Raw genomic sequence first — 13,704 nt, 5'->3', positions numbered from 1 at the left:
GTGGTGCCGCTTTGTTATCGCTTAGGTTTGAAGCTTTTCCAAACAAGCCCAACCAGTGCAATCGCCAGTACGACGAACAGCACAGCGCCGCCCGTCGAACCCAGCGCCTGTAGGGTCAGGCCTGAAACGACCAGCCAGAGCGCTGGAATGATGGCGGCGATCCAAAGGCCGAACCCCCGAAGCATGATAAGCACCAGACCCAGCGTGGTCACCGCGGTGGGGTCGGCGTGTATGCCGAACACTTCCGCCTGAAACCAGTAACCGCCGCTCAGCGGTGCTATCAGCGGCATTAGCAGTGGCATGAGTATCAGGCCGAAGAGGGTAATGGCGATGCCTATAACAACCGGTGGGTTTGTTGCGCGTGGCGCGTTATCCATTCCCCACCCCTTTAGCGCCATCAGCACCAGTAGCACGGCCTGGGCGATGAAAGCGTAGCCAACGTAGCCCCCGGCCCAGTTAAGCTCTGCATAGCGCTGAATGAAAAACGCCACGGCGACGAAGGCCCAGAGCGGGGCGGGTAGCAGGCAGGCGAGTCGCATGCGATGTCTCAGCGCCAGAACAAGAGTTGCGGCGCCCAAGGCAAGTGTCAGCAGATGCAGCGGCCAGAAGGTTTCGCCCATGCGTTCCAGCAGGCGAAAGTAAACCTCCGCCGTGAAGGGAACAAAGTCCTGCAGCTGGTAGCTTGTCCACGCGTTCATAGCGACTCGATATAGTCAGCCATCCGCTGCCGGGCATCGGCAGAGGGCATAGGGGAGTGGCCGGCGCGCATGTTCTCGCGCATGTGCTCGACCTGGGTAGTGGCGGGTATCGCGCAGGTGATGGCCGGGTGGCTGACGATAAACTTCAGCAGGAAGTCCGCCCAGGTGTCGCAGCCGCATTCCTCGTTGGCCCATTCGGGCAATGGCGCGTTACGGCGTTTGAGGTTCTTGATTAGGCTGCCGCCATCGTAAGGCCGGTTGGCGATCACGGCGATGCCGCGTTCTTCCGCCAGGGGCAGTAGCCGGTTTTCGGCTTCGCGGTGGGTGATGTTGTAGGTCAGCTGAACGAAGTCGATATCCTCTGACGTCATGATCTGCTCGACCTCGCTATGGCGGCGCCCGTGGGAGGTGGTAATGCCGACATGGCGGATAACGCCTTCGGCTTTCATTTCCTGCAGCGCGGCCAGGTGCTCGCGCCAGTCGGTCAGGTTGTGCACTTGCACCAGGTCGAAGTGATCCACCGTCCAGCGGTCTTTCAACTCCTCCACCTGCTCGCGGGCGGAGCCACCGGCGGGGCTCCAGACCTTCTCGGCGGAAAACAGGCTCTCGGGCGTGCCGAGTTGTTGCAAGGCATAGCCCATCACATCCGGCGCCGAGCCGTACATAGGCGAAGAGTCGATCAGGCCGCCGCCATGCTCGAAAAAGGCCTTCACCACCTCGGTACGTGCATCGAGTAACTCAGGGTCATTGCCAACATTGAACGTACGCCAGGTGCCCATGCCAATTACGGGCAGCTTTTTGTCAGCCCCTGCAAAGGCCTTCTTTTTTATCCCGCCGGTGTTGGCAAGCAGCGGCACGCTTGGCAACATCGTGGCGGCCAGCGTGGCACTCATGAGCTTAAGGCTTTGTCGGCGCGTGATTCGATTCTTGATGCGATAGCTCATAGCGGTCGCTCCTTCAGGTTTTTTTGAATCGGCACCATGGCAGCCAACACCAGCACAAAACATGTCAGCACAAACACTTTATTAACAAACCAGTTGGTGCGCCAGATCGACCACTCAGGGTCGGCGAGGAAACGGGTGAACAGGGTGCCGATGATGAGGATTTCAATGACGGACATGCCCACCGCCAGTGCACGCGTATAGCGAGGCCGCTTAAGCAGCGCCCAGCCTAGCCAGACGTGCGCCAGTGGCCATAGGTCCCAATAGATATACCGCGCCCAGGGTTCGCCGTATGCCAGCGCATAGCCAATGGGAAACAGGTATTTGATGAACAGCGTCCACGCCGCGAGGATAAACAGCAGGTGGGCCAAAAAGCGGATCCAGGCATTGGGTGGTGGGGCGGGTAGTGACATGAGAACGCTCCTGTCCTGGTCCGTTAGTGGTTCGTCTTCACACCATCTTCAACGACTGCTTGCGCGTTGGCGGGGGGTAGGCGGCGTCGATTTGTGCCAGGTCATCGTCGTCTAGTCTGACGTTACTAGCGTCGGCATTCTGTTTGAGGTGCTCCAGATTCACGGCTTTAGGAATGGCAATCACACCGGGGTGGCGCAGTGCCCAGGCGAGGGCGACTTGCGCGGTGGTGGCGCTGTGTTTGTCGGCGATGCGTTGCAGGGTGGTGTCATGCAGTAGCGCGCCGCCTTGCCCGATCGGGCAGTAGGCCATGAGCGGCATGTTGTGTTGTGCTTGCCAGGGCAGCAGGTCGACTTCAATGCCGCGTGCTTCGGGGTTGTATAGCACCTGATTTGTGGCGCAATCCGGCTCGTCGAGCTCTGCTAAGTCGTCAATGTCAAAGTTCGACACGCCCCAGCGCAGGATCTTGCCCTGCTCACGCAGCCGCTCAAACGCTTCCACTGTTTCGCTCAGCGGGTACTGGCCGCGCCAGTGCAGCAGGTACAGATCGATAGTCTCAGTGCCCAAGCGGCGCAGGCTACGCTCGCAGGCGGTTTGAACACCCTGAGTGCTGGCGTTGTGTGGGTAGACCTTGCTGACCAGGTACACCTCATCGCGCCGATCGCGGATTGCTTGGCCAACGATCTCTTCAGCACCGCCCTCGGCATACATCTCGGCGGTATCGATCAGGGTCATGCCCAGGTCCAGCCCTTCACGCAGCGCCCTGACTTCAGCCTGCCGCTGCCCGGCATTCTCGCCCATATGCCAGGTGCCCTGGCCGATACGGGGTACGCTTACGCCGCCTAGTTCGATCGTCTGCATATCTTTATCTCCTGCTGTTCCATGTTCATTAAACGCAGGCACCACCAGTCCCGCCGCCAGCAATACCAGATTGAGTATGAAACCGTAATCCATCTTGAAATGATCACGTGCCGTTGCCGTTTGCACCGTAGTCGCATCCGGCAGCAGGCCGAACGCCGCTAAGCCGTAATGCATGATCAGGGAAACAAATACCAGCCCACAAAGTATTAACACTAGAATATACAGCGACATCTTCCAGCCATAATATTGTGGATTAATCCTCAGAACCGGCAGCTAGCTGTTCGGCATAAGCTGAGAGGGCTTTCCTCGTTATATTGAAGACTAACGTCTTCCCGACGTCCGTCCCATCAGCTGAACGCGCTTGGGCAATTAGCCCAATACCTGCGGATTAAGCTGCCAAGTACTCCAGGTAAGGGCACAGGCCAAGCTTACCCAGGCAAGGTAAGGCAAAAGCAGCACCCCAGCCAGCGGTTTGAGGCGCCAGAACATCACCAAGGTGATGGCGATCATTACCCACAGCACGACCACGCCGATAAAGGAGACCGCCCCCAGCTGCCAGACGAAATAAAGCCAGCTCCACAGGGCGTTGAGTGCCAGTTGTACCAAAAACATTACCAGCGCGGGCCTTGCACCGGGCTCGCGCCAGGCAAGCCAGGCGGCGATGCCCATTAAACCGTAAAGTGTCATCCACATCGGCCCGAACAGCCAGGCAGGTGGTGCCCAGGTGGGCTGCTGGAGCGAGGCGTAAAAGTCCGCTGCGTTGATGGAGGCCACGGCGCCGATAGCCGCGGCGATATAAGCCAATGCCAACCAGCCGATCAGGCCCAGAATCTGTTTCTTGCGGGAGAGCACGCGCATGTGAATTCCTGCTAACGTTGTGGAAACTGTTTCAATGGTACTGTTTCAATAGTAATGCAGCGTGGCAAGCTCGGCCATGGCCGATAACGCGTAGCCCTGTCGCTTAACATTATCTGCAGCGCTTCGCATTATGAATAATCAAGTACAGCTTTCGTAAGCTCAAAAGGCTTCTCTGTTAAAATACGCTATGGGTCGCCTGCTACAGCTTCGGGCAGGGCGTTTGAAATAAACACTGGGAATTGGAATTACTTGATGAATCATCCGCAACCTAATAACCCTTTACATGGTTTAAGCCTTGAAACGATATTGACCCGTTTGGTTGAGCATTACGGCTGGGATGGCTTGTACGAAGAAATCCGCGTCAACTGTTTTTACAATGATCCCTCCATCAAATCCTCTCTCAAATTTCTACGCAAAACGCAGTGGGCGCGCGATAAAGTGGAAGCACTGTATATCACTACGTTCAGGGATTAATGCGGCACTGTGATTTTCTGAACTGAGGGTAAACAAAAGCTAATTGCGATGCCTTTTCCAGGCGTCAGCGTATCACTGTATATTCAGGCAACGTTTATTACGCGTGTGACCTCATTGGGTTTCCTAATCAGCATAAGTTTCAAGGATGTCGTCCATGATCGGTGAGTGCCTCTGCGGTGAGGTGAAGTTCGAAATTGATGGCGCACTTCCCAACCTGTACCAATGCCACTGCTCTTTATGCCGAAAAACAACAGGCTCCACCGCCAATGCGGCGACGTTTGTCAGCGAAGCGCATTTCCGCTGGGTGGCCGGGCAGGCCAGTATCCGCTCTTTCCAGCGGCTAACGGGTTATCGCAATGATTTCTGCTCTACATGCGGCAGCTCTGTGCCCAACAAGCTGCGCGATACAGAATTGATGTGGGTGCCGGCAGGCTTGCTGGACGAAGAAACCACCTCCCGCGTAGCGGTTCATCTTCACCTGAATTCAGCGGCCGGATGGGAGCAAGAATTGCCCCACTGCCAACGGCTCGATGAAGGCCCCGAAAGCCTGAAGGCACTTCATGAGACCCTGCAATAGATAGAGGCACCAGATAGTTACTGACAAGAAGTAAGGGGCGGGGCCCCGAGGATGTGCAGGAGACCCTAGGCCATTACGATGTGCTCGGTGAAACAGTTTAGGGGGTTATCCCCCCGACCCGGTTGCGGCCTGCTTCCTTGACGCGATAGAGCGCCCGGTCGGCCGCTTCCAGAAGATGTGTCCCTGAATCTGTGGCATTGCCGACCCGGTCGCTGCCAGCTACTCCGATGCTCACTGTCACCGGCACGGGCGTTTTGCCGCATGTCAGTTGCAGGGTTTCCACCGCCTTGCGCATGCGCTCTGCCACGGTCATGGCCCCCTCTGATGGCGTGTCCCGCAGAATGATAGCGAACTCTTCACCACCGTAGCGGCAGACAACATCGCTGTCCCGCGACATATTGCCGAGCACTTCCGCAATGCGCTGTATCACCGCATCCCCGAAGGGATGGCCGTAAGTGTCGTTGATTGGCTTAAAGTGATCGATATCCACCATCGCGACAGCCACCGGGAGGCCTTTGCGCTCTAGCACTGACATCTCGACGGCCAGCCGATCATTGAGATAGCCGCGGTTCCAGAGGCCGGTAAGGGCATCAATCTGGGCCTTGGTGGTGAGAAGGTCGTGATAACGTTTTGTCCGCAGGGCCGCTCGCACCCGGGCCTTAAGCTCAACGGCATCGAATGGTTTGGTGACATAATCCACTGCGCCCAGTTCGAAGGCCTGGACCTTGGTCTGCACGTCCATAGTGCCGGTCAGGAAGATCACCGGTATGTCAGAAAGCTCTTGCTCAGCCTTGAGCTGGCGGCATAGCGTCATGCCATCGGTAATCGGCATGTCCAGATCAAGAAGGATCAGGTCGGGCTTCTCCGAAGCGGCAAGCCGGAAGCCTTCGGCCGCATCGTGGGCATGAATCAGGTTCACCCGCTCGGATCGCAGTCGGGCACCCACCAGTTGGTGGATGTCCGGCGAGTCGTCAACAATCAGGACGGACTGATGCACCATATCGCTCATGGGCTTACCCGCCGTTTAATGGTTTGTGGCTGACGCGTTCACAGAGGTGTTCTAGCCGGGCTACGGCTGCTTGAATCTCGCTTGTCTGCCCATCCCCAGCGGCTGCTTCCACTGCATCGGCCTGCTCGCTCACGGGCATGAAACCATAGCCTCCGGCAGCGCCCTTGAGTTGGTGAGCTAGACGCTTCAGCTGGGCGCTATCCCCTTCGTCAGCGGCCAGGCGTAGATCCGTCAGCTGTTGGGGTAGTCGCTCGACAAAGCCTGCGACCAGCTCATCCATGTCCGGGTCATCGGCATAGGCGCTGTAAAGTCGATCTTCGGCGGGCCCGTCATGGTCGCCCTGGCCCTGGTTCAGGTGGAGCGCCACCGCGGCAAGCAGCACCGCGCGGGCGATGGGTTTGGTAAGGTAGTCATCGCAGCCGGCTTTGATGCAGCGCTCTCTCTCGCCGGACATGGCGTGGGCGGTCAGGGCAACGATCGGCCCGGAGTAGCCCTTGGAGCGAAGCCTGGCTGTAGCGCCGTAGCCGTCCAGTTTTGGCATCTGCATATCCATCAGGATGAGGTCGTAGGGCTTGCCGTTTTCCAGCGCCTTCATCCCCTCATCCACGGCAATCTGGCCGTTCTCAGCAATATCCACTTCCAGGCCGTGCTTCTGCAGGATGGTTGAAATCAGCAACTGGTTATCGTGCCCGTCCTCCGCTAGAAGTATCCGCCCGGCGAGCATCTGCGCAGGCATGGCTGCAGCAGGCGTCTCCATCTGAAGTTCTCCAGAGGCGAGACCGTGCTCGGCGACCATCTCGGTGTTTTCGTCTATCGAATGGTAAAGCACAAAGGTGAACGTACTGCCCTCACCGGCCGTGCTGCTTGCGCGGATTTCACCACCCAGCGCCTCGGCAAGTGACCGGCAGATGGCCAAGCCAAGGCCGGTACCGCCGTATTCCCTGGTGGTGGAAGGGCTTGCCTGGTGGAAGGGCTGAAACAGGTTGCTAATATCTTCCTCACTCAGCCCTATGCCGGTGTCGCTGACCGCTAGCTCCACCCGGGAGGCTTCAGTGCCTGGGTCAACACAGCGTGCGGTGAGTTTGACCCGGCCCTGACGGGTAAACTTGATGGCATTACTGAGAAGATTGAGCAACACCTGACGCACTCGCATGGCGTCGCTGCGAATGTGCACCGGAATCGGAGTTTCATATTCCACCTCAAATCGCAGGCCCTTTTCGAGGGCCCGCACCTGCATAATGGAGGCGGTTTCGTGCACCAACTGATGGAGCGAACAGGTCAACTGTTCAACGTGCATTTTATTGGCCTGGATCTTCGATATATCCAGAACGTCGTTGATTAGTGCAAGCAGGTGTTCGCCGTTTCGTCTGACCGCCTGGATGTAGTTGAGCCTGTCGCTCTCTCCGAGCTGTCCGTCCATTAGTAGATCTGCGAACCCAAGGACGGCTGTCAGCGGAGTGCGGATTTCATGGCTCATGTTGGCGAGAAATTCGCTCTTCGCCTGAGACGCATCCTCTGCGGCCATTCGGGCATGGAGCTGCTCCTGCTCCAAGGCCTTGGAGGCCGTGATGTCATGGAATACCACCACACCGCCCATTTGTTTATCGTCCGTATCAAGCAGGGGTCTGGCGGTTGCAAGAATATGGACATTCGCTCGGCCCGGCGTGCGGACAACCAGTTCCTCCCCATCAACCGGTTCTCCCTGCATCGCCCGGCTGAGGGGGAGTTGTGAGGAAGGGCAGGGCGTTATCCCATCGGGATAGAAAAAACCGTACTCATCACTCCAGTTTTCGGCATCGCCTTCGGTGGGACCACTGCCCAGTAACGCCCGTGCGGCGGAATTGAAGACGAGGAGCCGACCTTCCATATCAGCAACCACCACACCCTCGACCACGGACTCAAGAACCGTGCGGAACATGGACTGGTCTCTCAGGGCTTCGAACACATCCCGGGTGGATTCGCGCCCAGGAAACAGGGTGCGCATTTCTGCTTCCAGTGCCTGAATATCATCGTCCAGCCCCTCAAGGCTGCCGTAAGCTTCACTTTCAGTGCCGATCGGCCCTTTACTCAACCAGCGCTGGAGACGACGCTGCATTTCCGCGATTCGTGCATCGGATGTCATTATTCAGAGCCCTAAGAATATCGGTTATTCAAACGTAAACCCCTGGGTAGGTCAAACGTCAGGCGATGAAAACGCCTTAATAGAGAGGCAAAGCGATACCACAGTGAATCGCCACAAAGCGGTGGAGGTGTAAAGCACTAAGTAATCGCTCCCCACCCAATCGGGCGGGGAGCAAAAAGCGGATAATCTGAAGCCTTTATAACACCTTGGCACTGTCAATGCGCCGTTGAATCAGGCCGCGTTGCGAGACCGACTACTCTTCAAAGACCAGCGCGTCCGGGTTGGCGCCCAACTCTTTGAGGGCTGCCATGATGCTCTCGTTGAACGGGTCGGGGCCGCACACGTAGAAGGCTTGACTCATGTCCTTGATATGCGATGTCAGGAAGGCCTTGTCGATGACGCCATCAATGACGGTATGATTGCCGGACGGCTTTTCGTCGGTGATGACATTGATGAATTGATCCCCCAGCATCGTCTCGAATTCCTCCTTGAGGATGATGTCGCGTTCTGTCTTGTTGGAGAAGACCAACTGGTTGTTGCCGATCTCGCCCTTGCGATGCAAGTCGCGCAGAATAGCGATAAACGGCGTTACCCCTGCACCGCCCGCCAGGAAAACGCCTTCGTCCTTGTATTCAATGGTGCCCCAGGGATCGCCAATGATCAGCGAATCCCCCTCTTTTAGCTGGCCGATCTGCTGGGTGACGCCCTCATGGTCTGGATAGATCTTGATGACGAATTCCAGCCACGGATCCGAAACCAGAGAGGCGAAGGTGAACGGCCGTTTCTCGTCGGTCCACCCTTCACGGTTGACGGCTACCTCGGTCGCCTGGCCAGGTGTGAACGTGTATCCCTCAGGCTTGGCAAGCCGTATCTGTTTGACATCGTGGGTGAGATTACGGATTTCCTGGATTTCAAGTGTATGGTCCATACTTCGCCTTATGCCTCTCATCGTTAGGTTTCAATGTTTTATGTTGGCTGCAGGAGCGGCGCGTTGCAAAGCCGAGTATTAAACGCAAGGAGACACCATGGATAGCGCAGTGTATTGGTACGCAGTGGCGTCGGTGCTGCTGTTTTTGAAGATGTTCGCGATTGCCGCGTATCAAGGGTTTCATCGCATCACCAAGATGACTTTCAAGACCCCCGAAGATGCGGCTTTGGTGGGCCGTGAAGCCGCCAAGGAGGAATTGCCCCAAGTGCAACGAGCGGCCCGCGCCTGGTTAAACGACCTTGAAAATATCCCCATCTTTCTGGCGCTTGGGGTTGCCTACGTGTGGGTAGATGCCGCGCCAGGCTTGGCGGCCTGGCTCTTCCTGACATTTACCGGCGCCCGTTACATGCACACCTTGTGCCTGCTGGCGGGGCTTCAGCCCTGGCGGACGGTGGCGTATATCGTCGGTGTGGGCTGCACGTTGGTGATGTGCGGCCTGATTCTAGGCGCTCTTGGCTAAGCGATTGCCCAAAACGGCTCCCCCTCACTAGCTGTATTAAATCCCCACCAGCCATCCCCAAAGGTGATGATAGAGCGGTATGCCAATCAACACATTGAACGGGAAGGTGAGCCCCAGTGATGCCAGCATGGCAAGGCCAATGTTGGCGTCTGGAATGGCGGCGCGTACGGCGACGGGCGCGGCGATGTAGGAGGCGCTGGCGGTGAGACTGGCAAGAATTACCGCGGAGCCAGCGGGCAGGCCCAGCCAGAACGCCATCATCAGGCCAAAGCTGGAAAGCACGATAGGTGCTGTCAGGGCGAAAATGATCAGTCGGCTATGTGACCAGCGTAGGCTGCGCAGTGTTTCTGCCGCTACCAGACCCATTTCCAGCAGGAACAGCGCCAGAATGCCCTGGAAAGCATTGGTGTAAAGACCGGTGACCGATTCGCCGGCATTCGGGCCGTATAGCCAACCGATCAAAACGCCGCCCACCAGCAGAATAACGCCGCGATTGGTCAGGGTTTCATGCCATAGGCCAGCTGGCGAAGTGCTTGCGTCGGCACGGCTAAAGCGCCGGTAGAGCATCAGCCCCAGCATGATGGCCGGTAGCTCCAGGAGTACCAGATAAAGCGTGACTTGCCCACCGGTCACCAGGCTATGTGCTTCGGTATACGCTAAAGCAACAGCAAAAGTACCGGCGCTCACCGAGCCATAGTGGGCGGCCAGGCTGGCGCTGTCGGCAAGCGACAGCCGCACCAGGTAGCGAACCACCGGAAACACCACCAGCGGAATGATGATGCCCAATAGCGTGACCCCAGCAAGCTCGATCAGTAGTGAGGTGCTTAAGCTGCCGTGCAGTGCCATGCCGCCTTTAAGGCCAATGGTTAGCATCAGCAGCAGGCTTAGAATGTCGTAAGCGGCTTTAGGAATGCTGAGGTCGGAACGCACCACCCCGGCGACCACACCTAATACAAAAAACATGACCACAATATCCGGCACGGTAATTCTCCTTGACAGGCTGGGGTTGAAAGCACAGCGCGGCCACTTTAGCGGTCTGTGTGAATTGATGAAAACAAATAAACTTTATACAGTCATAGATAAATACCTATGGTGTCTACGATGAAAATACGCCAATTGACGTTTCGTTTGCTCCAGGTCTACGCCGATGTGGTGCGCACGGGGTCGATTACCGCCACCGCCAATCGACTTCACCTGACCCAGCCGACGGTGTCTCAGCAACTGAAACGGCTGCGTGAGATCGTCGGCGAACCCATTGTGCGCCAGGAGAAAGGCCGCATTGTGCCAACAGAGGTCGGCCAGGCGCTCTATCAGCTCAGCCAGGATTTGCTCAGCCGCGCCGATGTGTTCAGCCAGTACCTGGAGGAATACAACCGCGGCGGGCGCGGCCATTTTAGTATTGGCCTGGTCAACACCGCCCAGTACGTGTTGCCGCGGCTGTTGGGCCCCTTCAGTCAGGCTAATCCGCAGGTAGATGTCACGGTAGAGATCGGTAATCGTCAGCAGATGCTCAATCGCTTTGAGCGCCATGAGGATGATATCTACGTGTTTAGCCATCCGCCTTCGGATGACGATGTGCTGGCCGCCCCATTTCTAAGCAATCCGTTGGTGGTGGTAGGGCCTGAGAAGTGCCACTGGGCCAATGTAAAAGACCTTTCCATGGAGGCCTTGAAAGACGAGCGATTTCTACTGCGCGAGCCGGGTTCTGCCACCCGGCATACCTTTGATGCCTGGCTTTACAGCGCCGGTATTGAGCTAACGTCCACCCAGCAGATCGCCAGTAATGAGGCGATTCGGCTAGCGGTGGCGTCGAACATGGGGCTGGCGGTGCTGTCGCGCTACGTGGTGGCCGATTCGCCCAAGGGCGTTCAGGAGCTAACGTTGACAGGGTTTCCATTGAAAAGCCGCTGGCATTTCGTGGTGCGCCGGGAGCGTCGCTTACCTCCTGCCGCTTACCGGTTTCTGAGCTTTGCCGAAGGCTCACTAACGCAAGCATTTGATGAACCCGAAGGGAGTCTGGCGGTCGCCGAACTGCTTGAAGCCTTGAAGGGGGCACGATAATACTCTGATTCACAAACGTGAATAAGCTAGCCACGCATGAGCGCTTTTCGTAACCATGCCGACATTTCGAAAAATTAAGTAGCCTGCTATCGTTTTAAGGTGCAACATTGGCCGCGCCTTTTTTTATCCTGTGGTTTATCCACTTGCTTATTATTGGTACTTTTTTGAAGCATCTAGGAGAGACCCATGACCCAATCACGCTATTTCACGATCGGTGAATATCCCGAAGGCCTACCCGAGCGTTCACTTTTTCAGCTTGAAACCTGTGAACTGCCTGAGCTTGAAGAAGGTGAAGTACGTATCCGTAATCACTGGCTTTCCGTGGATCCCTACATGCGTGGGCGCATGAGCGGCGTCAAAACCTATGTTGAGCCCTTTGAATTGAACAAGCCTATGGAGGGTGGGGCGCTCGGAGAAATTATTGAATCCCGGCATCAGCAGCTGAAAAAAGGCGACCGGGTCGTTCACATGGGCGGCTGGCGAGACGTGGCACAGCTTGATGGTGACCAGGTACAGCCCCTGCCGGATATTGATGTACCCCCTCAGGCATTTCTGGGCGTTCTGGGCATGCCCGGTATGACCGCCTGGAGTGGACTGGAACTGGTCGCTGAACTTAAATCCTCGGATACCGTGCTGATCTCGGCTGCCAGCGGCGCTGTGGGTTCGCTGGCCGCTCAGCTGGCCCATCAAAAGGGCTGCAAGGTCATTGGTAGTGCCGGCAGCCAGGAGAAGCGTGAGTGGCTTGAGGCGCACGGTATCACGGCCATTGATCACCATCAGAGTGCTGATGAGATCAAGAAGGCACTGAAGAAAGCTGCTCCGCAGGGTGTCGACGTTTATTACGAAAACGTGGGCGGCCCCATGCTTGAGGCGGCACTTGATGTCATGAACGATTTTGGCCGTATTGCGGTTTGCGGCATGATTTCGCGCTATAACGAATCGACGCCTTCAGCAGGGCCGGCCAATATTGCCGCCGTGCTGATCAAGCGTCTGCGCATGCAGGGCTTTATCGTGCATGAGTGGGTCCAGGGCCACGAGCAGGCATTTTATGAGCAGGTAGGGCCGCTGGTCGCCAATGGCAGTATCGAATACCGCGAAACCGTGGAAGAAGGGCTTGAGCGTACTCCGGACGCTTTTTTTGCCCTGTTTGAAGGGTCCAACCAGGGCAAGATGCTGGTGAAGCTGGACTGACGGTCGAAGTCACAACATCAGTAATGAACCCGCCCATGAGGCGGGTTCATTTTTTTATGGCGTGCTGCCTGCTTCAAGATGCGCGATAACGCCCGCCTGCTCCGCAGTATCACGCAGCCAATACCGATCAGCTCCACGCCGCCGATCAGTTCGGTCCAGTGGCCGAAAAATTTACCCAGCTTACGCACGCAGGAACACCGTGCTGATGAGCACGCTTTACACAGGTCGCCCATCACAAAGCGCTCCCCTGTTGTAAGCGATGAGGAAGTTCTCATAGATAGCGGAGACAGCAGCGTTGAAAGAGCGGGGGGCGCTGTGCGCTAAGGTGAAGGGAGAGCCCGAATCGCTATTTGCCGCGATAGCCACCAACGCTGCTTAAAAATGATGGCTTCATGCTGTTGTGTCTATAGTAAGAGAGTACGTGTAATAAAGTACGTGCAAGAGAATACGTTTAAGAAAGTACGTGCAAGAGAATACGTTTAAGAAAGTACGTGCAAGAGCATACGTAAAAAATTACCCAGCCATGCGGCTTCTCAGATACCCGTGGTTGGTAACGGCTGCGGAAGGAGGCACTATGCTGTTAAGAGGTTCATGTCATTGTCAGGCAGTAACGTTCAGTGTGAAATCACACCATCCCTTTCCCTTTAACCGCTGTTACTGTTCAGTGTGTCGTAAGACGGCGGGGGGCGGTGGCTATGCCATCAACCTCGGCGGCAATAGCAAATCATTGATGGTGAAGGGAGACGAGCACATTAGGGTCTATCGGGCCATCATCAATGGCGAGCAGAGCACGGCAGAGCGGCACTTTTGCAAGCATTGCGCTTCATCGCTGTGGGTTTACGACCCCGAGTGGCCTGAGCTGGTACACCCCTTCGCCTCAGCTATTGATAGTGAGTTGCCTTCGCCTCCCAAGCGTACCCACATGATGCTGGGTAGTAAGGCGGAGTGGGTCGAAGTGAATGCGCCGATTCAGGACAAATGCTTCTATGCCTACCCAGACGAAAGCCTGGCCGAATGGCATCAACGCTTGGGGCTGGAGCGCTAGCGCGTTGA

15 protein-coding genes are annotated in these 13,704 nt (G+C 56.7%); 6 read left to right on the top strand and 9 right to left on the bottom strand.

Features of this window, described 5'->3' with window-relative positions:
* Positions 1-14 precede the first annotated feature (14 nt).
* The 5 genes from HVA01_RS10265 to HVA01_RS10245 all read right to left on the bottom strand — a co-directional run bounded on the left by HVA01_RS10265 (position 15) and on the right by HVA01_RS10245 (position 3,769).
* Entirely contained in the window at positions 15-698 is a 684-nt protein-coding gene (locus HVA01_RS10265) for a DUF6064 family protein (RefSeq protein WP_146875298.1), read from the bottom strand.
* Positions 695-1,642, bottom strand: coding sequence for an aldo/keto reductase (locus HVA01_RS10260; RefSeq protein WP_146875296.1), 948 nt, complete (start codon positions 1,640-1,642; stop codon positions 695-697). Before HVA01_RS10260 ends, HVA01_RS10265 begins: the two co-directional genes overlap by 4 nt.
* Entirely contained in the window at positions 1,639-2,052 is a 414-nt protein-coding gene (locus tag HVA01_RS10255; RefSeq protein ID WP_146875294.1) for a hypothetical protein, read from the bottom strand. The genes HVA01_RS10260 and HVA01_RS10255 overlap by 4 nt, the downstream gene beginning before the upstream one ends.
* A 37-nt stretch (positions 2,053-2,089) precedes the next feature.
* The gene (locus HVA01_RS10250) at positions 2,090-2,911 is read right to left on the bottom strand and encodes an aldo/keto reductase (protein WP_146875362.1); all 822 of its coding nucleotides are present in this window, start codon (positions 2,909-2,911) and stop codon (positions 2,090-2,092) included.
* A gap of 369 nt (positions 2,912-3,280) precedes the next feature.
* Complete coding sequence (locus tag HVA01_RS10245) at positions 3,281-3,769, bottom strand: TspO/MBR family protein (RefSeq protein WP_146875292.1); 489 nt, start codon at positions 3,767-3,769, stop codon at positions 3,281-3,283.
* A gap of 252 nt (positions 3,770-4,021) precedes the next feature.
* Here HVA01_RS10245 and HVA01_RS10240 point away from each other — a divergent pair, with 252 nt between their 5' ends.
* Both HVA01_RS10240 and HVA01_RS10235 read left to right on the top strand, forming a co-directional pair.
* Positions 4,022-4,243, top strand: coding sequence for a VF530 family protein (locus HVA01_RS10240; protein ID WP_146875290.1), 222 nt, complete (start codon positions 4,022-4,024; stop codon positions 4,241-4,243).
* Positions 4,244-4,397: 154 nt separating this feature from the next.
* Positions 4,398-4,820, top strand: coding sequence for a GFA family protein (locus HVA01_RS10235; protein WP_146875288.1), 423 nt, complete (start codon positions 4,398-4,400; stop codon positions 4,818-4,820).
* 97 nt (positions 4,821-4,917) lie between these two features.
* On the opposite strand, the gene HVA01_RS10230 is transcribed toward HVA01_RS10235, so the two are convergent.
* The 3 genes from HVA01_RS10230 to HVA01_RS10220 all read right to left on the bottom strand — a co-directional run bounded on the left by HVA01_RS10230 (position 4,918) and on the right by HVA01_RS10220 (position 8,879).
* The gene (locus HVA01_RS10230) at positions 4,918-5,829 is read right to left on the bottom strand and encodes a diguanylate cyclase (protein ID WP_146875286.1); all 912 of its coding nucleotides are present in this window, start codon (positions 5,827-5,829) and stop codon (positions 4,918-4,920) included.
* A gap of 4 nt (positions 5,830-5,833) precedes the next feature.
* Complete coding sequence (locus HVA01_RS10225) at positions 5,834-7,951, bottom strand: ATP-binding protein (protein ID WP_146875284.1); 2,118 nt, start codon at positions 7,949-7,951, stop codon at positions 5,834-5,836.
* Positions 7,952-8,204: 253 nt separating this feature from the next.
* Positions 8,205-8,879: an FAD-binding oxidoreductase gene (locus HVA01_RS10220; RefSeq protein ID WP_146875283.1), complete on the bottom strand. Its 675-nt coding sequence runs from the start codon at positions 8,877-8,879 to the stop codon at positions 8,205-8,207.
* A gap of 97 nt (positions 8,880-8,976) precedes the next feature.
* On the opposite strand from HVA01_RS10220, the gene HVA01_RS10215 reads away from it, so the two are divergent.
* A complete protein-coding gene (locus HVA01_RS10215; RefSeq protein WP_146875281.1) occupies positions 8,977-9,399 on the top strand; it encodes an MAPEG family protein in 423 nt (140 codons plus the stop codon).
* Between the two features lie 36 nt (positions 9,400-9,435).
* On the opposite strand, the gene HVA01_RS10210 is transcribed toward HVA01_RS10215, so the two are convergent.
* Positions 9,436-10,380, bottom strand: coding sequence for a sodium-dependent bicarbonate transport family permease (locus tag HVA01_RS10210; protein WP_146875279.1), 945 nt, complete (start codon positions 10,378-10,380; stop codon positions 9,436-9,438).
* Positions 10,381-10,500: 120 nt separating this feature from the next.
* Between HVA01_RS10210 and HVA01_RS10205 the strand changes: the two genes are divergently transcribed.
* The 3 genes from HVA01_RS10205 to HVA01_RS10195 all read left to right on the top strand — a co-directional run bounded on the left by HVA01_RS10205 (position 10,501) and on the right by HVA01_RS10195 (position 13,696).
* Positions 10,501-11,460, top strand: coding sequence for a LysR family transcriptional regulator (locus HVA01_RS10205; protein ID WP_246129576.1), 960 nt, complete (start codon positions 10,501-10,503; stop codon positions 11,458-11,460).
* A gap of 186 nt (positions 11,461-11,646) precedes the next feature.
* The gene (locus HVA01_RS10200) at positions 11,647-12,651 is read left to right on the top strand and encodes an NADP-dependent oxidoreductase (protein WP_146875275.1); all 1,005 of its coding nucleotides are present in this window, start codon (positions 11,647-11,649) and stop codon (positions 12,649-12,651) included.
* A gap of 574 nt (positions 12,652-13,225) precedes the next feature.
* The gene (locus tag HVA01_RS10195; protein WP_146875273.1) at positions 13,226-13,696 is read left to right on the top strand and encodes a GFA family protein; all 471 of its coding nucleotides are present in this window, start codon (positions 13,226-13,228) and stop codon (positions 13,694-13,696) included.
* Positions 13,697-13,704: the final 8 nt, after the last annotated feature.

Source organism: Halovibrio variabilis, assembly GCF_007991175.1.
Lineage (GTDB): Bacteria > Pseudomonadota > Gammaproteobacteria > Pseudomonadales > Halomonadaceae > Vreelandella > Vreelandella variabilis.
Note: the sequence above shows the minus strand (reverse complement) of the source record. Positions and strands in the feature narration are given on the sequence as shown.

Excerpts from the sequence above, each read along its gene's own strand:
- HVA01_RS10265 (WP_146875298.1), bottom strand. The coding sequence starts at position 698 with ATGAACGCGTGGACAAGCTACCAGCTGCAGGACTTTGTTCCCTTCACG.
- HVA01_RS10260 (WP_146875296.1), bottom strand. The coding sequence starts at position 1,642 with ATGAGCTATCGCATCAAGAATCGAATCACGCGCCGACAAAGCCTTAAG.
- HVA01_RS10255 (WP_146875294.1), bottom strand. The coding sequence starts at position 2,052 with ATGTCACTACCCGCCCCACCACCCAATGCCTGGATCCGCTTTTTGGCC.
- HVA01_RS10250 (WP_146875362.1), bottom strand. The coding sequence starts at position 2,911 with ATGCAGACGATCGAACTAGGCGGCGTAAGCGTACCCCGTATCGGCCAG.
- HVA01_RS10245 (WP_146875292.1), bottom strand. The coding sequence starts at position 3,769 with ATGCGCGTGCTCTCCCGCAAGAAACAGATTCTGGGCCTGATCGGCTGG.
- HVA01_RS10240 (WP_146875290.1), top strand. The coding sequence starts at position 4,022 with ATGAATCATCCGCAACCTAATAACCCTTTACATGGTTTAAGCCTTGAA.
- HVA01_RS10235 (WP_146875288.1), top strand. The coding sequence starts at position 4,398 with ATGATCGGTGAGTGCCTCTGCGGTGAGGTGAAGTTCGAAATTGATGGC.
- HVA01_RS10230 (WP_146875286.1), bottom strand. The coding sequence starts at position 5,829 with ATGAGCGATATGGTGCATCAGTCCGTCCTGATTGTTGACGACTCGCCG.
- HVA01_RS10225 (WP_146875284.1), bottom strand. The coding sequence starts at position 7,951 with ATGACATCCGATGCACGAATCGCGGAAATGCAGCGTCGTCTCCAGCGC.
- HVA01_RS10220 (WP_146875283.1), bottom strand. The coding sequence starts at position 8,879 with ATGGACCATACACTTGAAATCCAGGAAATCCGTAATCTCACCCACGAT.
- HVA01_RS10215 (WP_146875281.1), top strand. The coding sequence starts at position 8,977 with ATGGATAGCGCAGTGTATTGGTACGCAGTGGCGTCGGTGCTGCTGTTT.
- HVA01_RS10205 (WP_246129576.1), top strand. The coding sequence starts at position 10,501 with ATGAAAATACGCCAATTGACGTTTCGTTTGCTCCAGGTCTACGCCGAT.
- HVA01_RS10200 (WP_146875275.1), top strand. The coding sequence starts at position 11,647 with ATGACCCAATCACGCTATTTCACGATCGGTGAATATCCCGAAGGCCTA.
- HVA01_RS10195 (WP_146875273.1), top strand. The coding sequence starts at position 13,226 with ATGCTGTTAAGAGGTTCATGTCATTGTCAGGCAGTAACGTTCAGTGTG.